The sequence below is a fragment of the Terrabacter ginsenosidimutans genome (assembly GCF_039539425.1).
Lineage (GTDB): Bacteria > Actinomycetota > Actinomycetes > Actinomycetales > Dermatophilaceae > Terrabacter > Terrabacter ginsenosidimutans.
Window position 1 is genome coordinate 1 of record NZ_BAABDC010000010.1, and the last position, 16,622, is coordinate 16,622.

A 16,622-nucleotide genomic window follows, 5' to 3' on the forward strand; every position below is an offset into this window, starting at 1 on the left:
ACCATCAACCACCTCACCGAGGAGGCCTCCGGGGCAACCCTTCAAACTTACCCGCCACACCCGACCGAGTCAAACCCGCAACCAGCCCACAAGACCAGCCACGAGGACCCACCGAACCGGCAGTTCCCACAACCAAGACCGTACTGGATCAACCAGCGAGCCTCAGACCATGCTCGCCAACCCCGGGACCGGCCAACTTCGCTCACGATCACTCGCACCGCGGTGGCGTCCGTTCCTCCCTGTCGGGCTGACGAAGAGAACATTAACGCGGCCCTCCGGCGAAACACAAATCCGGCCACAGGGCATCGGCCGCCATGACGAGAAGGGGCGGATCTCGTTGTCCTGCAACCAGATCCGCCCCTTCGCCCTCATGCGAAGGCCCGCTTTGCGCCGTTTCCAGGCCCGACTCAGTCCCGACTCAGACCCGTCGCGCCGCAGCCAGGTTGCGCCGGCCCCGCTTGATGACGGCGACCGTGCCGTGCAGGAAGTCGTCCTCGGCGAGCACGCGCTCGGGGTCGGTCAGCTTCACGTTGTTGAGAGAGGCGCCGCCCTCCCCGATCGCACGCCTGGCGCTGTTGCGCGAGTCGACGAGACCCACCGCCACGAGCGCGTCCACGACCGACGTCCCGACGGACACCTCCGCGCCGGGCAGCTCGGCGGTCGCGTCGCCCAGGGTCTGGGCGTCGAGCCCGTCGAGGTCGCCCTTGCCGAACAGCGCCTCCGAGGCCGCCTGCACCGCTGCCGTCGCGGCGGACCCGTGCACGAGCGTCGTGATGTCGGCCGCCAGGGTCTTCTGAGCGGCCCTGCGGAACGGCTCCTCGGCCACCTGCCGCTCGAGCTCGGCGATCTCGTCGACCGAGCGGTCGGTGAAGACCTTGAGCAGCGCCACCACCGAGGCATCCTCGATGTTGAGGAAGTACTGGTAGAAGGCGTAGGCGCTCGTCATGTCGGCACTCAGCCACACGGCGTTGCCCTCGGACTTGCCGAACTTGTTGCCGGCGGCATCGGTGAGCAAGGGCGTCGTGAGCAGGTGCACGGCCTCCCCCTCGGCCCGGTGGATCAGGTCGACCCCCGCCGTGAGGTTGCCCCACTGGTCGCTGCCCCCGGTCTGCAGCGTGCAGCCGAACTCCCGGTAGAGGTGGAGGTAGTCGAGACCCTGGAGCAGCTGGTAGCTGAACTCGGTGTACGAGATCCCCTCGTTGCTCTCGAGCCGGGTCGCGATGGCGTCCTTCTTGATCATCTGGTTGACGCGGAAGTGCTTGCCGACGTCGCGCAGGAAGTCGAGCGCCGTCAGCGACGCAGTCCAGTCGAGGTTGTCCACAAGGACCGCCGGGTTGTCGCCGTCGAAGTCGAGGAACGGCTGCACCAGCGCCTCGATGCGGGCGACGTTCGCGGCCGTCTGCTCCTTGGTCTTCAGCACCCGCTCGGACGTCGGTTTCGGGTCGCCGATGAGACCGGTCGACCCGCCGACGAGGCAGATGACCCGGTGCCCGGCCCGCTGGAAGTGCCGCAGGACCACGAGCTGCACGAGGTTGCCGAAGTGCAGCGACGGCGCCGTCGGGTCGAACCCGCAATACAGCGTGAGGGGTCCCTCAGCGAGTGCTTCGCGCAGCGCCGCCTCGTCGGTGGACTGTGCCACCAGGCCGCGCCACTGCAGCTCGTCGAAGATGTCCGTCACGGGTATCGGTGTCCTCTCGTCCCGGCGGGCTCCCTGCCCACCGGGACACAGCCTGCCGTATGCCGTCACGCGCGGGCCACCGAGTACCGCGCGGTCCCGCATGCCGGGCGTCGGCGTCGGACGCGCACCACACCGGGTCGGTAGGCCGACACCGTCGGGTCGCCGTCGACGAAGAACCGCCAGGGGAAGGCCGTCCCGTCGCCGCCCGGCCCGCTGACCCCTACGCGGGCCCGGTGCGCACCGGCCGGACCGCGACCTGTCCGTGACCGATGGCGAGCGGAGTGTCGTCGTCGCACAGGTCGATGCCCGACAGCGCGCCGTTCACGCCGAGCGTCCTCGCGGGTCGAGGCGTCTCACGTGGTGCGGCGCCGCACGACGCCAGGACGGTAGGCCGACACGCTCGGATCGCCGTCGACCCAGAACCGCCAGGGATATGCGGTCCCGTCACCCCCGGCGCCGCTGACGCCGACGCGCGGCCCCACGCGCACGCGGGCCGGTTCGACCGGCTCACCCTCGGACACGACGAGGTCGATGGGCTCCCCCACCGGCGGCCGACAGAAGTCGAGCCCCGAGTGCTCCTTGGTCATGGCGAGCGCCTGACCCAGGCGGCCCGGGCCGCGAGCCCAGTCCCGCTCGCGCACCGGACCACGCCTGGCGCGGACGAGGTCGTGACCGTCGACGACCTCACCGGCCCGCACGAGCACCGCGGACGCCGAACCCACCTGGCCGGCGACGAGGTTGACGCACCAGTGGTGACCGTAGGTGAAGTAGACGTAGGTGAAGCCGGCAGGCCCGAACATCGGCCGGGTCCGCGGGGTCTCGCCCCGGAACGCGTGCGACCCCGGGTCGATCTCGCCGGCATACGCCTCGAGCTCGGTGAGGCGCAGCACGACACCGCCGAAGGAGAGGTGTCGGCCCAGCAGCTCGGGTGCGACCTCGACGGACGGTCGGGCGAAGAACTCGCGGGGCAGACGGGTGTCGGCAGGGCTCACCGACGACACGCTAACCGCAGGGTCAGACGGTCGCCGCCGTCCAGCCCCGCGCCTCGGCGAGACGCTCGCGCGCGGCTGAGAGCTGCTCCGCGACGCGCACGGGTGCCGTGCCACCCTGCGCGTCCCTCGACGCGAGCGACCCCTCGACGGACAGGACCGACCGGACATCAGGTGTCAGGTGCTCGCTGATGCGCGCGAAGTCCTCGTCGGTGAGGTCCCAGAGCTCGATGCCGCGCGGCTCGCACTCACGGACGCACGCGCCGGCGACCTCGTGGGCGACCCGGAACGGAACCCCTTGGCGCACAAGCCATTCCGCGATATCGGTGGCCAGCGCGAACCCCTGCGGCGCCAGGGACCTGAGGCGCTCGGTGTTGAAGGTGAGCGTGGCGACCATGCCCGAGAAGGCCGGCAGGAGGACCTCGAGCGTGTCGACGGCGTCGAAGACCGGCTCCTTGTCCTCCTGGAGGTCCCGGTTGTAGGCCAGTGGCAGCGCCTTGAGGGTCGTCAGCAGACCGGCGAGGTCGCCGACGAGGCGGCCGGCCTTGCCACGCGCGAGCTCCGCGACGTCGGGGTTCTTCTTCTGCGGCATGATGCTCGAGCCGGTCGAGTAGGAGTCGTGCAGCGTCACGAAGCTGAACTCCTTCGTGGCCCAGAGCACGACCTCCTCGGCGATACGCGAGATGTCGATCGCCGTCATGGCCGACACGAACGAGAACTCTGCGACGAAGTCGCGCGACGCGGTGCCGTCGATCGAGTTCTCGACGGCCCGGGCGAAGCCGAGGTCGTGGGCGACGGCCTCGGGGTCGAGCCCGAGGGACGAGCCCGCGAGCGCGCCGGAGCCGTAGGGCGACGCGTCGGCCCGGACGTCCCAGTCCCGCAACCGGTCGACGTCACGCAGCAGCGCCCACGCGTGCGCGAGCAGGTGGTGGGAGAGCAGTACGGGTTGGGCGTGCTGCAGGTGGGTGCGCCCCGGCATCGCCACCCCGAGGTGTCGGTCGGCCTGCGACACCAGTGCGTCGACGACGTCGAGGACGAGCCCGCCGACGAGGCGGGCGTGCTGGCGCAGGTACATCCGGAAGAGCGTCGCCACCTGGTCGTTGCGTGACCGGCCGGCGCGCAGGCGGCCACCGAGATCGGTGCCGACGCGCTCGATGAGGCCACGCTCGAGGGCGGTGTGGACGTCCTCGTCGTCCTCGGTGGGAGCGAACGCGCCGGACACCACGTCGGCCTCGAGACGGTCGAGGCCCTCGAGCATCCCGGACAGGTGCTCGGCCGACAGCAGCCCGGCGGCGTGCAGCACGCGCGCGTGGGCTCGCGAGCCGGCGATGTCGTGCGGGGCGAGGCGCCAGTCGAAGTGGGTGCTCTTCGAGAGCGCAGCGAGCGCCTGGTCGGGGCCGCCGGCGAAACGCCCACCCCAGAGGCTCACTCGGGCGGCCGGGGTGCCCTCGCTGCCGGCTGTGGAGCTCGTGCTGGTCGGGTCGGTCATCGCGGGTTCTCCTCGTGCGTGGTCAACGTGTTCAACGTGCTCAACGTGGTCGGCATGGGTCGACGTGCTCTACGTGCTCGGCGTGGTCGGCGTCGTGCGTGGCTGCGCCCCCAAGTCGGCGCCGCAAGGGCTCAGTCTCGCGTGCCCGCGAGGGACTGGAGCCGCTCGGCCACGGCAGTCGCCTGCTCGACGCTTCCCGTGACGAGCAGGATCGTGTCGTCGCCCGCGATGGTGCCGACCACCTCGGGGTCGCGCGCCTGGTCGATGGCCGAGGCCAGGTAGTTGGCGGCGCCCGGGGGTGTGCGGAGCACGACGAGGTTGACGGCAGCAGCGGCGGACACGAGCAGCTCCTCGCAGGTGCGTCGCAGCCGGGCCGAGGCCGCATCACCGATGGAACCGACGGCGGCCACCTCACCGCCCTCGCCAGGGACGGCATACACGAGGGCGCGACCGCGCCGGACCTTGACGGCGCCCAGCTCGACGAGGTCGCGCGACAGGGTCGCCTGCGTCACCTCGGTGCCCTCGGCGACGAGCAGGTCGGACAGCTCCCCCTGGCTGTGCACCGCGTGGGACCCGAGCAGCTCGACGATGCGGCGCTGGCGCTGCGTGCGGCTCACGTCGGCTCCCCCAGCGCACGGGCAGCCTCGAGGATCGCCGGCAGGGCGTCGAGGAAACCCCGGAGCTCGTCGTCGGAGATGACGAGCGGCGGAGCGAGGCGGAGCGCCGTCGGCGTCACCGCGTTGACGATGAAGCCCGCGTCACGGGCGGCCGCCATGGCGGCGGGGGCAGGTATGCCGTCGAGCTCGATCGCGCGCAGCAGTCCTCTTCCACGGGTGCCCGCCACCCCCTCGATCTCGACGTGGTCGAGCAGGGCGCCGACGTCGCGCACGTGCTGGAGCAGGTGGTCGCGCTCGATGGTGTCCAGGACGGCGAGGCCGGCCGCGCACGCGAGCGGGTTGCCGCCGAAGGTCGTGCCGTGCTGCCCCGCGGTCAGCAGCCCGGTGACGTCCGACCCGAAGGTCAGCAGGGCGCCGATCGGCACCCCGCCCCCCAGACCCTTGGCCAAGGTCATCGCGTCGGGGACGACGCCCGACGCCTGGTGGGCGAACCAGTCACCCGTGCGGCCGATGCCGGTCTGGATCTCGTCGACGACGAGCAGGGCGCCGTGCGCGGTCGTCAGCTCACGGGCCAGGCGCAGGTAGTCGGCCGAGAGCTCCCGCACTCCCGCCTCCCCCTGGACCGGCTCGACGAAGAGCGCGGCAGTGGTGTCGTCGATCGCCGCCCGGAGGGCCTCGGCGTCGTTCGGCGGCACGAAGACCACACCGGGGATGAGCGGCTCGAACGGCTCGCGGTAGGCGGCCTTGTGGGTCAGCGCCAGGGCACCCGTCGAACGTCCGTGGAACGAGCCCTCGAGGGCGACGATGCGGCTTCGACCGGTGCGGCGCGAGAGCTTGATCGCGGCCTCGGTCGCCTCGGTGCCGGAGTTGGCGAAGAAGACGCCGGACCCTTCGGGGGCGCTTGCGACGCACAGGAGCCGCTCGGCCAGCGCGATGGCTGGTTCGGACGTGAAGAAGTTGGAGACGTGGATCGCCGACTCGGCCTGCTTCGTCACGGCCTGGACGAGCGCCGGGTGTCCGTGGCCGAGAGCGTTGACGGCGATGCCGGACAACAGGTCGAGGTAGCGCCTGCCGTCGACGTCGGTGACCCAGCAGCCGTGGCCGGAGGCGAGGACCAGCTGCGGCGTGCCGAAGACCTGGACCATCGCGCCGGCGTAGCGGCCGATCAGGTCGTCTGCCGCTGTCATGGGTTCTCCTGGGAGCTCTCGGATGGAGACGGGCTGGGCTCGGAGCCGGTGATGTCCGGCAGCACCATGGTGCCGATCCCTTCGTCGGTGAAGATCTCGAGCAGGATCGAGTGCGGCTTGCGGCCGTCGACCACGTGCGTCTGGGGAACGCCGCCCTCGACGGCGCGGATGCAGGCCTCGAGCTTGGGCACCATGCCCTGGTCGACGCGCGACAGCAGCTCGCGGGCAGCGCTCAGCGTGATCGTCGACAGGAGCGACCCGCGGTCGGGCCAGTCGGCGTAGATGCCCTCCACGTCGGTGAGCACGACGAGCTTCTCGGCCCCGAGGGCGACGGCGATCGCTGCAGCCGCGGTGTCGGCGTTGACGTTGAGCACCTGACCCTCGACGTCGAGGTCGGGGGCGACCGTCGAGACGACCGGCACGCGACCGGCGTCGAGGATGTCGAGGATCGCCGACGGGTTGACGCTCTCGACGTCACCGACGAGCCCGAGGTCGACCTCCTCGCCGTCGACGACGGTGCCGCGACGGCGGGCACCGAGCAGCGCTGCGTCCTCGCCCGACAGTCCCACGGCGATGGGCCCGTGCTGGTTGAGCAGGCCGACGAGCTCGCGCCCGACCTGCCCGGTCAGCACCATCCGCACGACGTCCATGACCTCGGGCGTCGTGACGCGCAGGCCGCCCTTGAACTCACTCTCGAGCCCGACCCGCTCGAGCATCGCCTTGATCTGCGGACCACCTCCGTGGACGACGACGGGACGCAGGCCCGCATACCGCAGGAACGCGACGTCCTCGGCGAACGCTGCCTTGAGCTCGTCGTCGACCATCGCGTTGCCGCCGTACTTCACGACGACCAGGGCGCCCCGGAAACGCTCGAGCCACGGCAGCGCCTCGACGAGAGTCGCGGCCTTGCCCGCCGCGACGCGGATGGCTGCGGCGTCGATGAGTCCGCGCACGTGCGTCGGCGTCTCGGGCCGTGCGTCAGCGGGCCTCGACGTGGTCGGGCCGACCGGGCCCGGCGTTGCCTCGGTGCTCATGTGCTGTAGGCCGAGTTCTCGTGCACGTAGTCGTGGGTCAGGTCGTTGGTCCAGATGGTCGCCGCCTCGGTCCCGGCGTGCAGGTCGACGACGACGTGCACCTCCCGGCCGGTGAGGTCGACGAGCGCGCGGTCCTCGCCGACCCCGCCCGAGCGGCACACCCGGACGCCGTTCATCGTCACGTCGAGCGTCGTCGGCTCGAAGGCGGCCCGGGTCGTGCCGACAGCCGCGAGAACGCGTCCCCAGTTCGGGTCGTTGCCGAAGATCGCGCACTTGAAGAGGTTGTTGCGGGCGACGGCCCTGGCCACCTCCAGCGCGTCGTCGACGCTCGCGGCGCCGACCACCTCGATCGCGATGTCGTGGGCGGCGCCCTCGGCGTCGGCGATGAGCTGGCGAGCCAGGTCGGAGCAGACGGCGGTCAGTGCCGTCGCGAGCCCCTCCCCGCGGACGGCCACGCCGGAAGCCCCGGAGGCGAGCACGACGACGGTGTCGTTGGTCGACATGCAGGCATCGGAGTCGATGCGGTCGAACGAGACGGACGTGGCCGCCCGGAGCGCGGCGTCCAGGTCACCCGGCTGCACCACGGCGTCGGTCGTCAGGACGACGAGCATCGTCGCGAGGGCCGGCGCGAGCATGCCTGCACCCTTGGCCATGCCGGCGACCGACCAGCCGGGCCCTGCGTGGAGCGCCACCTTGTGCACCGTGTCGGTCGTCTTGATCGCCACCGCAGCGGCCTCGTGGCCCTCCGGTGAGAGGGCCGCGGCTGCCGCGTCGACACCCGACGTGATCTTGTCCATCGGCAGGAGCTCGCCGATGAGGCCGGTCGAGCAGACGACGACATCGCCGGCCGAGACGCCGAGGACGTCGGCGACGTGCTCCGCCGTCCGGTGCGTGTCGAGGAAGCCCTGCGCCCCCGTGCAGGCGTTGGCGCCCCCGGAGTTGAGCACCACCGCGTCGACCCGTCCGTCGGCGAGGACCTGGCGCGACCACGTCACCGGGGCCGCCTCGACGCGGTTGGTCGTGAAGACCGCCGCGGCGTGGTGGTCGGGTCCGTCGTTGACGACGAGCGCGAGGTCGGGGGTGCCGCTCGCCTTGAGCCCGGCGGTGACGCCGGACGCCCGGAAGCCGGTGGGCAGCTGGACGGGGTGGTGGCCGGTCACGGGGCTACTCCTGCCATCGGAAGGCCGAGGGTCTCCTCGAGGCCCAGGGCGAGGTTGGCACACTGCACGGCCGCGCCGGCGGTGCCCTTGGTGAGGTTGTCGATGGCCGACACCACGACGACGCGTCCGAGCCGCTCGTCCACGGCCAGCTGCAGCTGCACGTGGTTGCTCCCGACGACCGAGGCCGTCGCGGGCCAGGAGCCCTCGGGCAGGACGTGGACGAAGGGCTCGTCGGCGTAGGCCGTCTCCCAGACCGCGCGCACGCCCGCGGGGTCGGTGTCGGCGCGCAGGCGCGCCGTGCAGGTCGCGAGGATGCCGCGCGGCATGGGGGCGAGGGTCGGCGTGAACGAGACCGTGACGGCCTCGCCCGCCGCGCGTGAGAGGTTCTGCTCGATCTCGGGCGTGTGACGGTGCCCGCCGCCGACCCCGTAGGGCGACATCGAGCCCATCACCTCGCTGCCCAGCAGGTGGGGCTTCAGCGACTTGCCCGCGCCGGACGTCCCTGAGGCCGCGACGACGACGACGTCCTGGGCCTCGAGCAGGCCGGCGGCGAAGCCCGGCGCCAGCGCGAGGGAGATCCCCGTGGGATAGCAGCCGGGGACCGCGATGCGAGTCGCGCCGGAGAGGCGCTCGCGCTGCACCGAGCCGGCCGGCCCCGGGAGCTCGGGGAGGCCGTAGGGCCACGACCCGGCATACGTCGTGTCGTAGAAGGAGGTCCAGGCCGCCTGGGACTCGAGGCGGAAGTCGGCGCCGCAGTCGATGACCACGACCGAGTCCGGCAGCTGGGCCGCCAGCGCGCCCGAGTACCCGTGCGGCAACGCGAGGAAGACGACGTCGTGACCCGACAGCGTGTCGACGGTGGTCGCCTCGAGCACGCGGTCCGCGAGCGGGACCAGGTGCGGGTGGACGCCCCCGAGACGTTCACCCGCACTGCTGGCCGCCGTGACGGCCCCGACCTCGAACTGCGGGTGGGCGAGCAGCAGCCGGAGGATCTCTCCTCCGGCGTAGCCGCTCGCCCCCGCTACTGCTGCCCTGATCACAATGCATGACTATACACGTTCATGCATATTCGTGCATTCAGGGTCTCAGCGCTGCACCGCTCCTGTCGCCGAGGCCGCCGCCGCCACGGCTGCGTCGCGGTAGCCGTTGACCTCGTCGGTCGTCAGGGTGCGGTCCGGGGCTCGGAAGGTGAGCCGGTAGGCGAGGGACCGGTGCCCTGCCTCGATGCGCTCGCCCTCGTAGACGTCGAAGAGGACCACCGACTCGAGCGAACCCCCCGCGCCCGACCGCAACGCGGCCTCGACGTCGGCAGCAGCCACGTCGGACGCGACCAACAGGGCGATGTCGGTCATCGCCGGCGGGAACGTCGAGAAGGCACGGGCCTGAACGGGGTCGGCGCTCGCAGCGACGAGCACGTCGACGTCGAACTCGGCAGCGACGGTCCGCCCCGGCAGCTCGAGGGCCGCGACCACCTTCGGGTGCAGCTCGCCGGCGTGGCCGACGAGCGTGCCGTCCTCGAGCGTGATCCGTGCACACCGTCCCGGGTGCCACGGGGCGTGGTCGGGGTCATTGGCGACGACGACCGGGACTGCGAGAGCGGCAGCTGCCGTCTGCACGGCGGCGACCATGTCGCTCCAGTCAGCCGCACGACCCGGACCCCACCACCCGGCCTGCTCCGCCTGGCCGGTCGCGAGGATGCCCGCACGACGCGGCTGGTCGGGCACGGCGGCATACAGCTGCTCGAGCGTGTCGGCGTCGGGACGCGTAGCCACACCCGGGATCGGTGCCGTGCCGACCGGGCCACCCGGACGGAAGACGAGGCCCAGCTCGTAGATCGCGACGTCCTTGCGGCCACGGGCGACGTTGCGACGCAGCGTGTCGACGAGGCTCGCGAGGATCGACGTGCGCAGCAGCGGCCGCTCCTCCGACAGGGGGTTGGCCAGCCGGACGGCGTGGCGGCGGTCGTCGTCGGCCGGCAGCATCAGCTGGTCGGCGAGCTCCTCGGACACGAACGGGTAGCTAAGGACCTCGGTCAGTCCCGCCCCCGCCAGCGCGGCGGCGACGACCCGGCGGGCCCTCTGCTCGTGGGTCAGTCCGCGACCCCCGCTCGGCGTCGGGGTGATCGACGGGATGTTGTTGTAGCCATCGATCCGGGCGACCTCCTCCGCATAGTCGGGCGCGTCCACGAGGTCGGGTCGCCACGACGGCGGCGTCACGAGCACGTGCGTCTCGTCGGTGCCCTCGCCGCTCTCGTCGACCGTGCAGCCGAGGTCACGCAGGATGCCGACGACTCGCTGACGCGGGTAGTCGACGCCCACGATGCGCGCGGGCTCAGTCACGTCGAGCAGGTATGCCGTGCGCTCCGTCGTGCGGTCGACGTCGGTCACGCCGTCGTCGACGGTGCCGCCGCCGTGCTCGACGAGCAGGTCGACGGCGAGCTGGGCAGCGGCCGCCGTGACCTTCGGGTCCACCCCGCGCTCGAAGCGCTTGGAGGCCTCCGTGATGAGACGGTGCCGACGCGAGGAGCGCGCGACCGTGGTCGGGTCGAAGTGGGCCGCTTCGATGAGGACGTCGGTCGTCGTGTCGGACACCTCCGAGGACGCGCCACCCATCACGCCGGCGATGGCGAGCGGCTGCTCACCGCCGTCGGTGATGAGCAGGTCGTCGGTGTGCAGGGTGCGCACGACGTCGTCGAGCGTCTTCAGCTTCTCGCCGCCTCGGGCCCGTCGTACGACGATCGAGCCGGACAGCCGGTCGACGTCGAAGGCGTGCAGGGGCTGGCCGAGCGCGAGCATGACGTAGTTCGTCACGTCGACGGCGAGCGAGATGGGACGCATGCCCATCTGCGTGAGGCGCTTGCTCATCCACGCCGGCGACGGCCGCGTCGGGTCGATGCCCCGCACGATGCGCGCGACGTAGCGGTCGCACCCGTCGTTGCCCTCGATCGGCGAGTCGTCCTTGAGCTCGACGGCGTAGCCGGCGGTGTTGGGCTCCGGCGTCACGATGTCGGCCGGGTCGCGGAAGCCGCCCTCGGGGCTGCCCTGGGCGTGCCAGTACTCGCGGGCCAGGCCCCGAACCGAGAAGCAGTAGCCACGGTCGGGAGTCACGTTGGTCTCGACGGTCTCCTCGCCGAGACCGAGCAGGGCGATCGCGTCGTCGCCGGGGCGGACCGTCGCCACCACCTCGTCGCCGAGCAGGCGGCGCAGCACGATGATGCCCTCGTGGTCGTGGCCGAGGCCGATCTCGTCCTCGGCGCAGATCATGCCGTTGGAGACGTGGCCGTACGTCTTGCGCGCCGCGATCGCGAAGCCTCCGGGCAGCACGGCGCCCGGCAGGACACACACGACGAGGTCACCGACCTCGAAGTTGTGGGCGCCGCAGACGATCTCCTGGTGCTTGCCCTCGGTGAGCATCTGGCCGTTCTGGCCGACGTCGACGGTGCACCAGCGGATCGTCTTGCCGTTCTTCTGCGGCTCGAGGGTGAAATCGAGGACGCGGCCCACGACGAGCGGCCCCGTGATGTCGCCACCGTGCAGGTCCTCCTCCTCGAGACCAACGCGGACGAGGCTGGCGGCCACGTCGGCACCCCGGGCCCCGGGCGCGAGGTCGGTGTACTCGGCGAGCCAGCTGAGCGGCATACGCATGTCAGACCCCCATCCCGAACTGCTGCGAGAAGCGGACGTCGCCCTCGACGATCTCGTGCATCCCCTGGACCCCGTGGCGCAGCTGCAGCGCCCGCTCGATGCCGAGCCCGAACGCGAAACCGGAGTAGACGTCGGGGTCGATGCCGCACGTTCGCAGCACCTTGCGGTTGACCATGCCGGAGCCACCGAGCTCGATCCAGCCCGAACCGCCGCACGTGCGGCACGGCTCGGCGCTGCCCCAGGTCTCCTCGCCGTGGCAGGCGAAGCAGAGGAAGTCCGTCTCCATGCTCGGCTCGGTGAAGGGGAAGTAGTTGGCGCGGACGCGGGTACGCGTCTCGGCGCCGAACATGATGCGGACGAACGCGTCGAGGGCGCCGCGCAGGTGCGCCATCGTCAGGCCCTTGTCGATGGCGAGGCACTCGATCTGGTGGAAGACGGGCGTGTGCGTGGCGTCGAGGTCGTCGGTGCGGAACACCTTGCCCGGGGCCACGACGTAGATCGGCGGCTCCTTCTCGAGCATCGTCCGGATCTGCACCGGCGACGTCTGCGTGCGCAGGACGAGGCCCGAGTCGACCGGGTCGAGGAAGAAGGTGTCCTGCATCTGCCGGGCGGGGTGGTCGGGCCCGAGGTTGAGGGCGTCGAAGTTCAGCCACTCGCTCTCGAGCTCCGGACCCTCGGCGACCTCCCAGCCCATGCCGACGAAGGCGTCGACGAGGCGCTGGGCCACGAGCTCGATGGGGTGACGGGCGCCGAGCTCGTGCCGCAGCGCGGGCACGGTGACGTCGACGCGCTCGTCGACGAGGATGCGCTCGTCGCGTTCGGCCTCGAGCTCGCCCTGGCGAGCCGTCAGCGCCTGGCCGACCCGCCCGCGCGCCTGGCCGACACGCTTGCCGGCCTCGGCCTTGGCGCTCGGCGGCAGGGCACCGATCTCACGGTTGGCGAGGGCGAGTGGGCTCTTCTCCCCCTGGTGCGCGATACGCGCGGCCTTGAGCTCGTCGAGCGACGTCGCCGCGGCGATGGCCGAGAGCGCGTCCTGCACCGCTGCGTCGACGTTCGCCGGGTCGAGCGCGGAGACCTCGACCGGGTCGTAGTTCGTGTTGGGTCCGGACATCGGCGTGCGTTCGCTGCTCTCGCTCGGGTTCTGGCTGTCAGGTGTCGGTCGTGCGGTTGCCCAGTCTAGGGGCGAGCCCGAACCGGTCTGCCGAGCGTCCGCGAAGGTGCGGGTCAGCTCTCCACGACGGACGGCAACCCGGCCGGCAGTGCCACGACGAAGCGCGCCCCGCCGCCGTCGCTGTCGGTGACGACCACCGAGCCCCCGTGCGCCTCGACGAGTCCCCGGACGACGTAGAGGCCCAGTCCCGTGCTCGCGTTGGAGGGCCCGTGCCAGAAGCGTCCGAAGATCTTCTCGCGGTCGGACGGGGGTATGCCGTCCCCCTCGTCGTCGACCTCGACCACCACCGACTCGGGTGCGTCACCCAGGGCCCCGGCTCGATCGAGGGTCACCGTGACCTTCCCGGCGCCGTGCAGCAGGCCGTTCTCGATGAGGTTGAAGAAGATCTGCTCTAGGCGGTCGGTGTCGGCCCACATCGCCGGCAGGCCCCGCTCCCGGGCGCTCTTGCCCAGGCGCAGCTCGACCGTGCCCGTGGACCGGCCCAGCTCGTAGCGGACGACGTGCGTCGTGAGCAGAGCGTGCAGGTCGACGGGTCCCAGGCGGAGGTTCAGGCTGTCGGAGTCGAGCCTGGAGATGTCGAGCAGCTCGGTGATGAGCCGCGTCAGGCGGGTGGCATCGGACTCGATCGTCTCGATCATCAGGCGCTTCTGCTCGTCGGTGAAGCGGTCCCAGCGCCGCAGCAGGCTGCTCGTGAACCCGGTGACCGACGTCAGCGGTGCGCGCAGCTCGTGCGCCACCGTCGAGAGCACCGACGCCTGGTCGCGCTCGGCGCGCTGTCGGTCCTCGGCATCCCGCAGGCCGAGAATCACGCGCTCGACGGTGAGGCCCCCATCGGAGCGGATGTAGCGGGCGGTGACGAGGACGTCCTGGCCCTTGGGCGCCACGAGGAGCTTCTCGCGGTGGCCGGGCCGGCTCGCCCGGCCGTCCCACGGGTCGGTGTGCTCCCACCAGTCGCGGCCGTACTTGTCGGTCAACGGCAGGCCTTCCGGAAGGCCGCGACCCACGAGGTCGGACGCGTCGCAGTCGAGGATGCGCAGAGCCTCGGCGTTGGCGAAGTGGATGCGCCGGTCTGCCCCGACGACGACGAGCCCGTCGGGGAGCAGCTCGGCCATCTGGGCCACCAGGTCGGTCGGTGTCGTCGATCCGGGCAGCGCACCGGTTCCGCCGACGGAGGTCATGGCCCCGAGGATAGTCACGTGCACCCCGAGGTGGCGTGGTCAGGGCGTCATCGGGTCGTCAGCAGGCCGTGTTCCACCATCGCGTCAGCGGCTGGTGCGACGGGCCTCCGCCGAGGCGTAGAGACAGATCGTCGCCGCCATGGCGAGGTTGAGGGACTCGGCATGACCGTGGATGGGGACCCGCACGACGTCGTCGCACGCCGCGCGCACCTCCAGTGGCAAGCCCCAGGCCTCGTTGCCCATCACCCACGCATGCGCACCGGTGAGGTCGGCATCGTGCAGCAGTGTGGTGCCCGCGCCGTCGGCCGCCAGCAGCCGGATCCCACGCTCCCGCAGGGCCTGCAGGATGTCCGGCACCGCGCCGCCGACCGAGAGCGGCACGTGCCACAGCGAGCCGACCGTCGAGCGGACGACCTTGCTGTTGTAGACGTCGACGCTGGCATCACTGACGATCACGGCGTCGGCGCCGGCCGCATCCGCACCCCGGATGACCGTGCCGGCGTTGCCGGGGTCACGGACGTTCGTCAGGACGCACACGAGCGCGTCGGGCGGCAGGTCGGCGAGGAGATCGTGCAGCGGGAGGTCCAGCACCCGGCACACGGCGGCGATGCCCTGCGGCGACTCGGTGTCACACATGGCGGCCAGCACCTCGGGCGTCACCTCGTTGACCCAGACGTCGGCGTCGCGGGCGGCCTCGACGATGGCGGCATGGCGCTCGGCCGCCTCGGGAGTGACGTAGACGTCGCGCACGAGGTCGGGGCGGAACGCGACGGCCTCGCGGACGGCCTGGGGACCCTCGGCCAGGAAGTCACCGGTGCGAGAACGCACCGAGCGCCGGGACAGCGCCCGCACTGCCTTGACCCGATCTGATCGGGGGTTGGTCAGCACGGGGCGTCCCGGCGCTCGAAGGGTGTGATGTGCGTTCGAACGACGCTCAGGCGGCGTCGCCGGCGACCTTCGCCTCTGCCTGGGCAGGGACGTTGGCGCGGGAGAGCTCCACGAGCGTGGCGAACGCCGGCGCGTCGTTGACGGCGAGGTCCGCAAGGATCTTGCGGTCGACCTCGACACCAGCGGCCTTGAGGCCCTGCATGAACCGGTTGTAGGTCATGCCGTTGGCGCGGGCCGCAGCGTTGATGCGCTGGATCCAGAGGCGACGGAAGTCACCCTTCTTCGCGCGACGGTCACGGTAGGCGTAGCCCAGCGAGTGGGTGACCTGCTCCTTGGCCTTGCGGTACAGACGCGAACGCTGACCGCGGTAACCGCTGGCGCGCTCGAGAACGACGCGACGCTTCTTCTGGGCGTTGACCGCCCGCTTCACGCGTGCCACGTGAATACTCCTTCTCTGCTTGACGCAGTGCTTGCTGCTGCTGGCTTACCGGGGACCCGGTGGCTCAGCGAAGTGCTGATGGGTGGGGGTCCCGGCTCACTTGCCGAGGAGCTTCTTGGCCTTCTTGGCGTCCGGCTTGGCGAGCTCGACGTCGTTCGCGATGGAACGCATCTTCTTGCTCGACTTGTGCTCGAGCAGGTGGCGACCGCCGGCCTGCTCGCGCATGACCTTGCCGGTGCCCGTGAGGCGGAAACGCTTCTTCGCACCGCTGTGCGTCTTCATCTTCGGCATGGGGGCCGATCTCCTTCGTGTTGCGTGCGTCAGTGGACGCACGTGGTGTGTCGGGCCGAGGGTTCACACCCTCGGCTGGTCACCACCGCCGGATCACTCGGCGGCGGCGGTGGCCTGGTCGGTCTGCGGGGCCTGCGCCTCCGGCTGCTCGCCGGACGGGGCCGGAGCCGCCGTCTCGGCCACGTCAGCCATGTCAGCCGTGTCGGCTGTGTCAGCCGTGTCAGCCGTGTCGGCAGGACGCTGGTCGTGCTGCTCGCGGGAGCGACGCTGCTCGGCCTTGGCCTCGGCCTTCTTCTTCGTCGGTCCGATCACCATGATCATGTTGCGGCCGTCCTGCTTCGGGGCCGACTCGACGAAGCCGAGCTCGGCGATGTCCTGGGCGAGGCGCTCGAGCAGTCGACGACCGAGCTCGGGTCGGCTCTGCTCGCGACCGCGGAACATGATCGTCACCTTGACCTTGTCGCCCGCCTTGAGGAACCGCTCGACGTGGCCCTTCTTGGTGCCGTAGTCGTGCGGGTCGATCTTCGGACGGAGCTTGATCTCCTTGATGACGGTGTTGACCTGGTTCTTGCGCGCTTCCCGTGCCTTCATGGCGGCTTCGTACTTGAACTTGCCGAAGTCCATGAGCTTGGCGACCGGCGGCTTGGCCATGGGGGCCACCTCGACGAGGTCGAGGTTCGCCTCCTCGGCCAGACGCAGCGCGTCCTCGACGCGGACGATGCCGACCTGCTCGCCGTTGGGGCCAACCAGACGCACTTCCGGGACCCGGATGCGCTCGTTGATGCGAGGCTCGCTGATGTGGTGCTCCTAAGTTTCGAGAAATGATGTGACCAGACGGGGTGCTGCCTGTCCTGCTG

The 16,622-nt window shown here is 71.2% G+C and carries 15 protein-coding genes; all 15 read right to left on the reverse strand.

Features of this window, described 5'->3' with window-relative positions:
• Positions 1-418: 418 nt before the first annotated feature.
• The 15 genes from tyrS to infC all read right to left on the reverse strand — a co-directional run bounded on the left by tyrS (position 419) and on the right by infC (position 16,521).
• Positions 419-1,678: a tyrosine--tRNA ligase gene (gene tyrS, locus ABD831_RS19730; RefSeq protein WP_344950858.1), complete on the reverse strand. Its 1,260-nt coding sequence runs from the start codon at positions 1,676-1,678 to the stop codon at positions 419-421.
• Between the two features lie 353 nt (positions 1,679-2,031).
• Positions 2,032-2,670, reverse strand: a complete 639-nt coding sequence (locus tag ABD831_RS19735; RefSeq protein ID WP_185744900.1) for a DNA-3-methyladenine glycosylase — start codon at positions 2,668-2,670, stop codon at positions 2,032-2,034.
• 22 nt (positions 2,671-2,692) lie between these two features.
• Positions 2,693-4,156 (reverse strand): argininosuccinate lyase, encoded by a 1,464-nt coding sequence (gene argH, locus ABD831_RS19740; protein WP_344950862.1) that lies wholly within the window; start codon positions 4,154-4,156, stop codon positions 2,693-2,695.
• A 131-nt stretch (positions 4,157-4,287) separates the two neighbouring features.
• Positions 4,288-4,773, reverse strand: coding sequence for an arginine repressor (gene argR, locus ABD831_RS19745; protein WP_344950865.1), 486 nt, complete (start codon positions 4,771-4,773; stop codon positions 4,288-4,290).
• Positions 4,770-5,960, reverse strand: coding sequence for an acetylornithine transaminase (locus ABD831_RS19750; protein ID WP_344950867.1), 1,191 nt, complete (start codon positions 5,958-5,960; stop codon positions 4,770-4,772). Before ABD831_RS19750 ends, argR begins: the two co-directional genes overlap by 4 nt.
• Positions 5,957-6,994 (reverse strand): acetylglutamate kinase, encoded by a 1,038-nt coding sequence (argB, locus tag ABD831_RS19755; protein WP_344950870.1) that lies wholly within the window; start codon positions 6,992-6,994, stop codon positions 5,957-5,959. Before argB ends, ABD831_RS19750 begins: the two co-directional genes overlap by 4 nt.
• Positions 6,991-8,154 (reverse strand): bifunctional glutamate N-acetyltransferase/amino-acid acetyltransferase ArgJ, encoded by a 1,164-nt coding sequence (argJ, locus tag ABD831_RS19760; RefSeq protein WP_344950873.1) that lies wholly within the window; start codon positions 8,152-8,154, stop codon positions 6,991-6,993. Before argJ ends, argB begins: the two co-directional genes overlap by 4 nt.
• The gene (gene argC, locus ABD831_RS19765) at positions 8,151-9,194 is read right to left on the reverse strand and encodes an N-acetyl-gamma-glutamyl-phosphate reductase (RefSeq protein ID WP_344950876.1); all 1,044 of its coding nucleotides are present in this window, start codon (positions 9,192-9,194) and stop codon (positions 8,151-8,153) included. Before argC ends, argJ begins: the two co-directional genes overlap by 4 nt.
• Positions 9,195-9,239: 45 nt before the next feature.
• Entirely contained in the window at positions 9,240-11,798 is a 2,559-nt protein-coding gene (pheT, locus tag ABD831_RS19770) for a phenylalanine--tRNA ligase subunit beta (RefSeq protein ID WP_344950879.1), read from the reverse strand.
• Position 11,799: 1 nt separating this feature from the next.
• Positions 11,800-12,909: a phenylalanine--tRNA ligase subunit alpha gene (pheS, locus tag ABD831_RS19775; RefSeq protein ID WP_344950882.1), complete on the reverse strand. Its 1,110-nt coding sequence runs from the start codon at positions 12,907-12,909 to the stop codon at positions 11,800-11,802.
• Between the two features lie 113 nt (positions 12,910-13,022).
• Positions 13,023-14,147 carry a sensor histidine kinase gene (locus tag ABD831_RS19780; RefSeq protein WP_344950885.1) on the reverse strand — a complete coding sequence of 375 codons (1,125 nt, stop codon included), beginning with the start codon at positions 14,145-14,147 and terminating at the stop codon, positions 13,023-13,025.
• A gap of 84 nt (positions 14,148-14,231) precedes the next feature.
• Complete coding sequence (locus ABD831_RS19785) at positions 14,232-15,035, reverse strand: TrmH family RNA methyltransferase (RefSeq protein ID WP_344950889.1); 804 nt, start codon at positions 15,033-15,035, stop codon at positions 14,232-14,234.
• A 46-nt stretch (positions 15,036-15,081) separates the two neighbouring features.
• Entirely contained in the window at positions 15,082-15,474 is a 393-nt protein-coding gene (rplT, locus tag ABD831_RS19790; protein WP_030199936.1) for a 50S ribosomal protein L20, read from the reverse strand.
• Positions 15,475-15,570: 96 nt separating this feature from the next.
• Positions 15,571-15,765 (reverse strand): 50S ribosomal protein L35, encoded by a 195-nt coding sequence (rpmI, locus tag ABD831_RS19795; protein WP_020144695.1) that lies wholly within the window; start codon positions 15,763-15,765, stop codon positions 15,571-15,573.
• 93 nt (positions 15,766-15,858) lie between these two features.
• Positions 15,859-16,521: a translation initiation factor IF-3 gene (infC, locus tag ABD831_RS19800; RefSeq protein WP_425582860.1), complete on the reverse strand. Its 663-nt coding sequence runs from the start codon at positions 16,519-16,521 to the stop codon at positions 15,859-15,861.
• Positions 16,522-16,622: the final 101 nt, after the last annotated feature.

Excerpts from the sequence above, each read along its gene's own strand:
- argH (WP_344950862.1), bottom strand. The coding sequence starts at position 4,156 with ATGACCGACCCGACCAGCACGAGCTCCACAGCCGGCAGCGAGGGCACC.
- ABD831_RS19750 (WP_344950867.1), bottom strand. The coding sequence starts at position 5,960 with ATGACAGCGGCAGACGACCTGATCGGCCGCTACGCCGGCGCGATGGTC.
- argB (WP_344950870.1), bottom strand. The coding sequence starts at position 6,994 with ATGAGCACCGAGGCAACGCCGGGCCCGGTCGGCCCGACCACGTCGAGG.
- pheT (WP_344950879.1), bottom strand. The coding sequence starts at position 11,798 with ATGCGTATGCCGCTCAGCTGGCTCGCCGAGTACACCGACCTCGCGCCC.
- pheS (WP_344950882.1), bottom strand. The coding sequence starts at position 12,909 with ATGTCCGGACCCAACACGAACTACGACCCGGTCGAGGTCTCCGCGCTC.
- ABD831_RS19780 (WP_344950885.1), bottom strand. The coding sequence starts at position 14,147 with ATGACCTCCGTCGGCGGAACCGGTGCGCTGCCCGGATCGACGACACCG.
- rpmI (WP_020144695.1), bottom strand. The coding sequence starts at position 15,765 with ATGCCGAAGATGAAGACGCACAGCGGTGCGAAGAAGCGTTTCCGCCTC.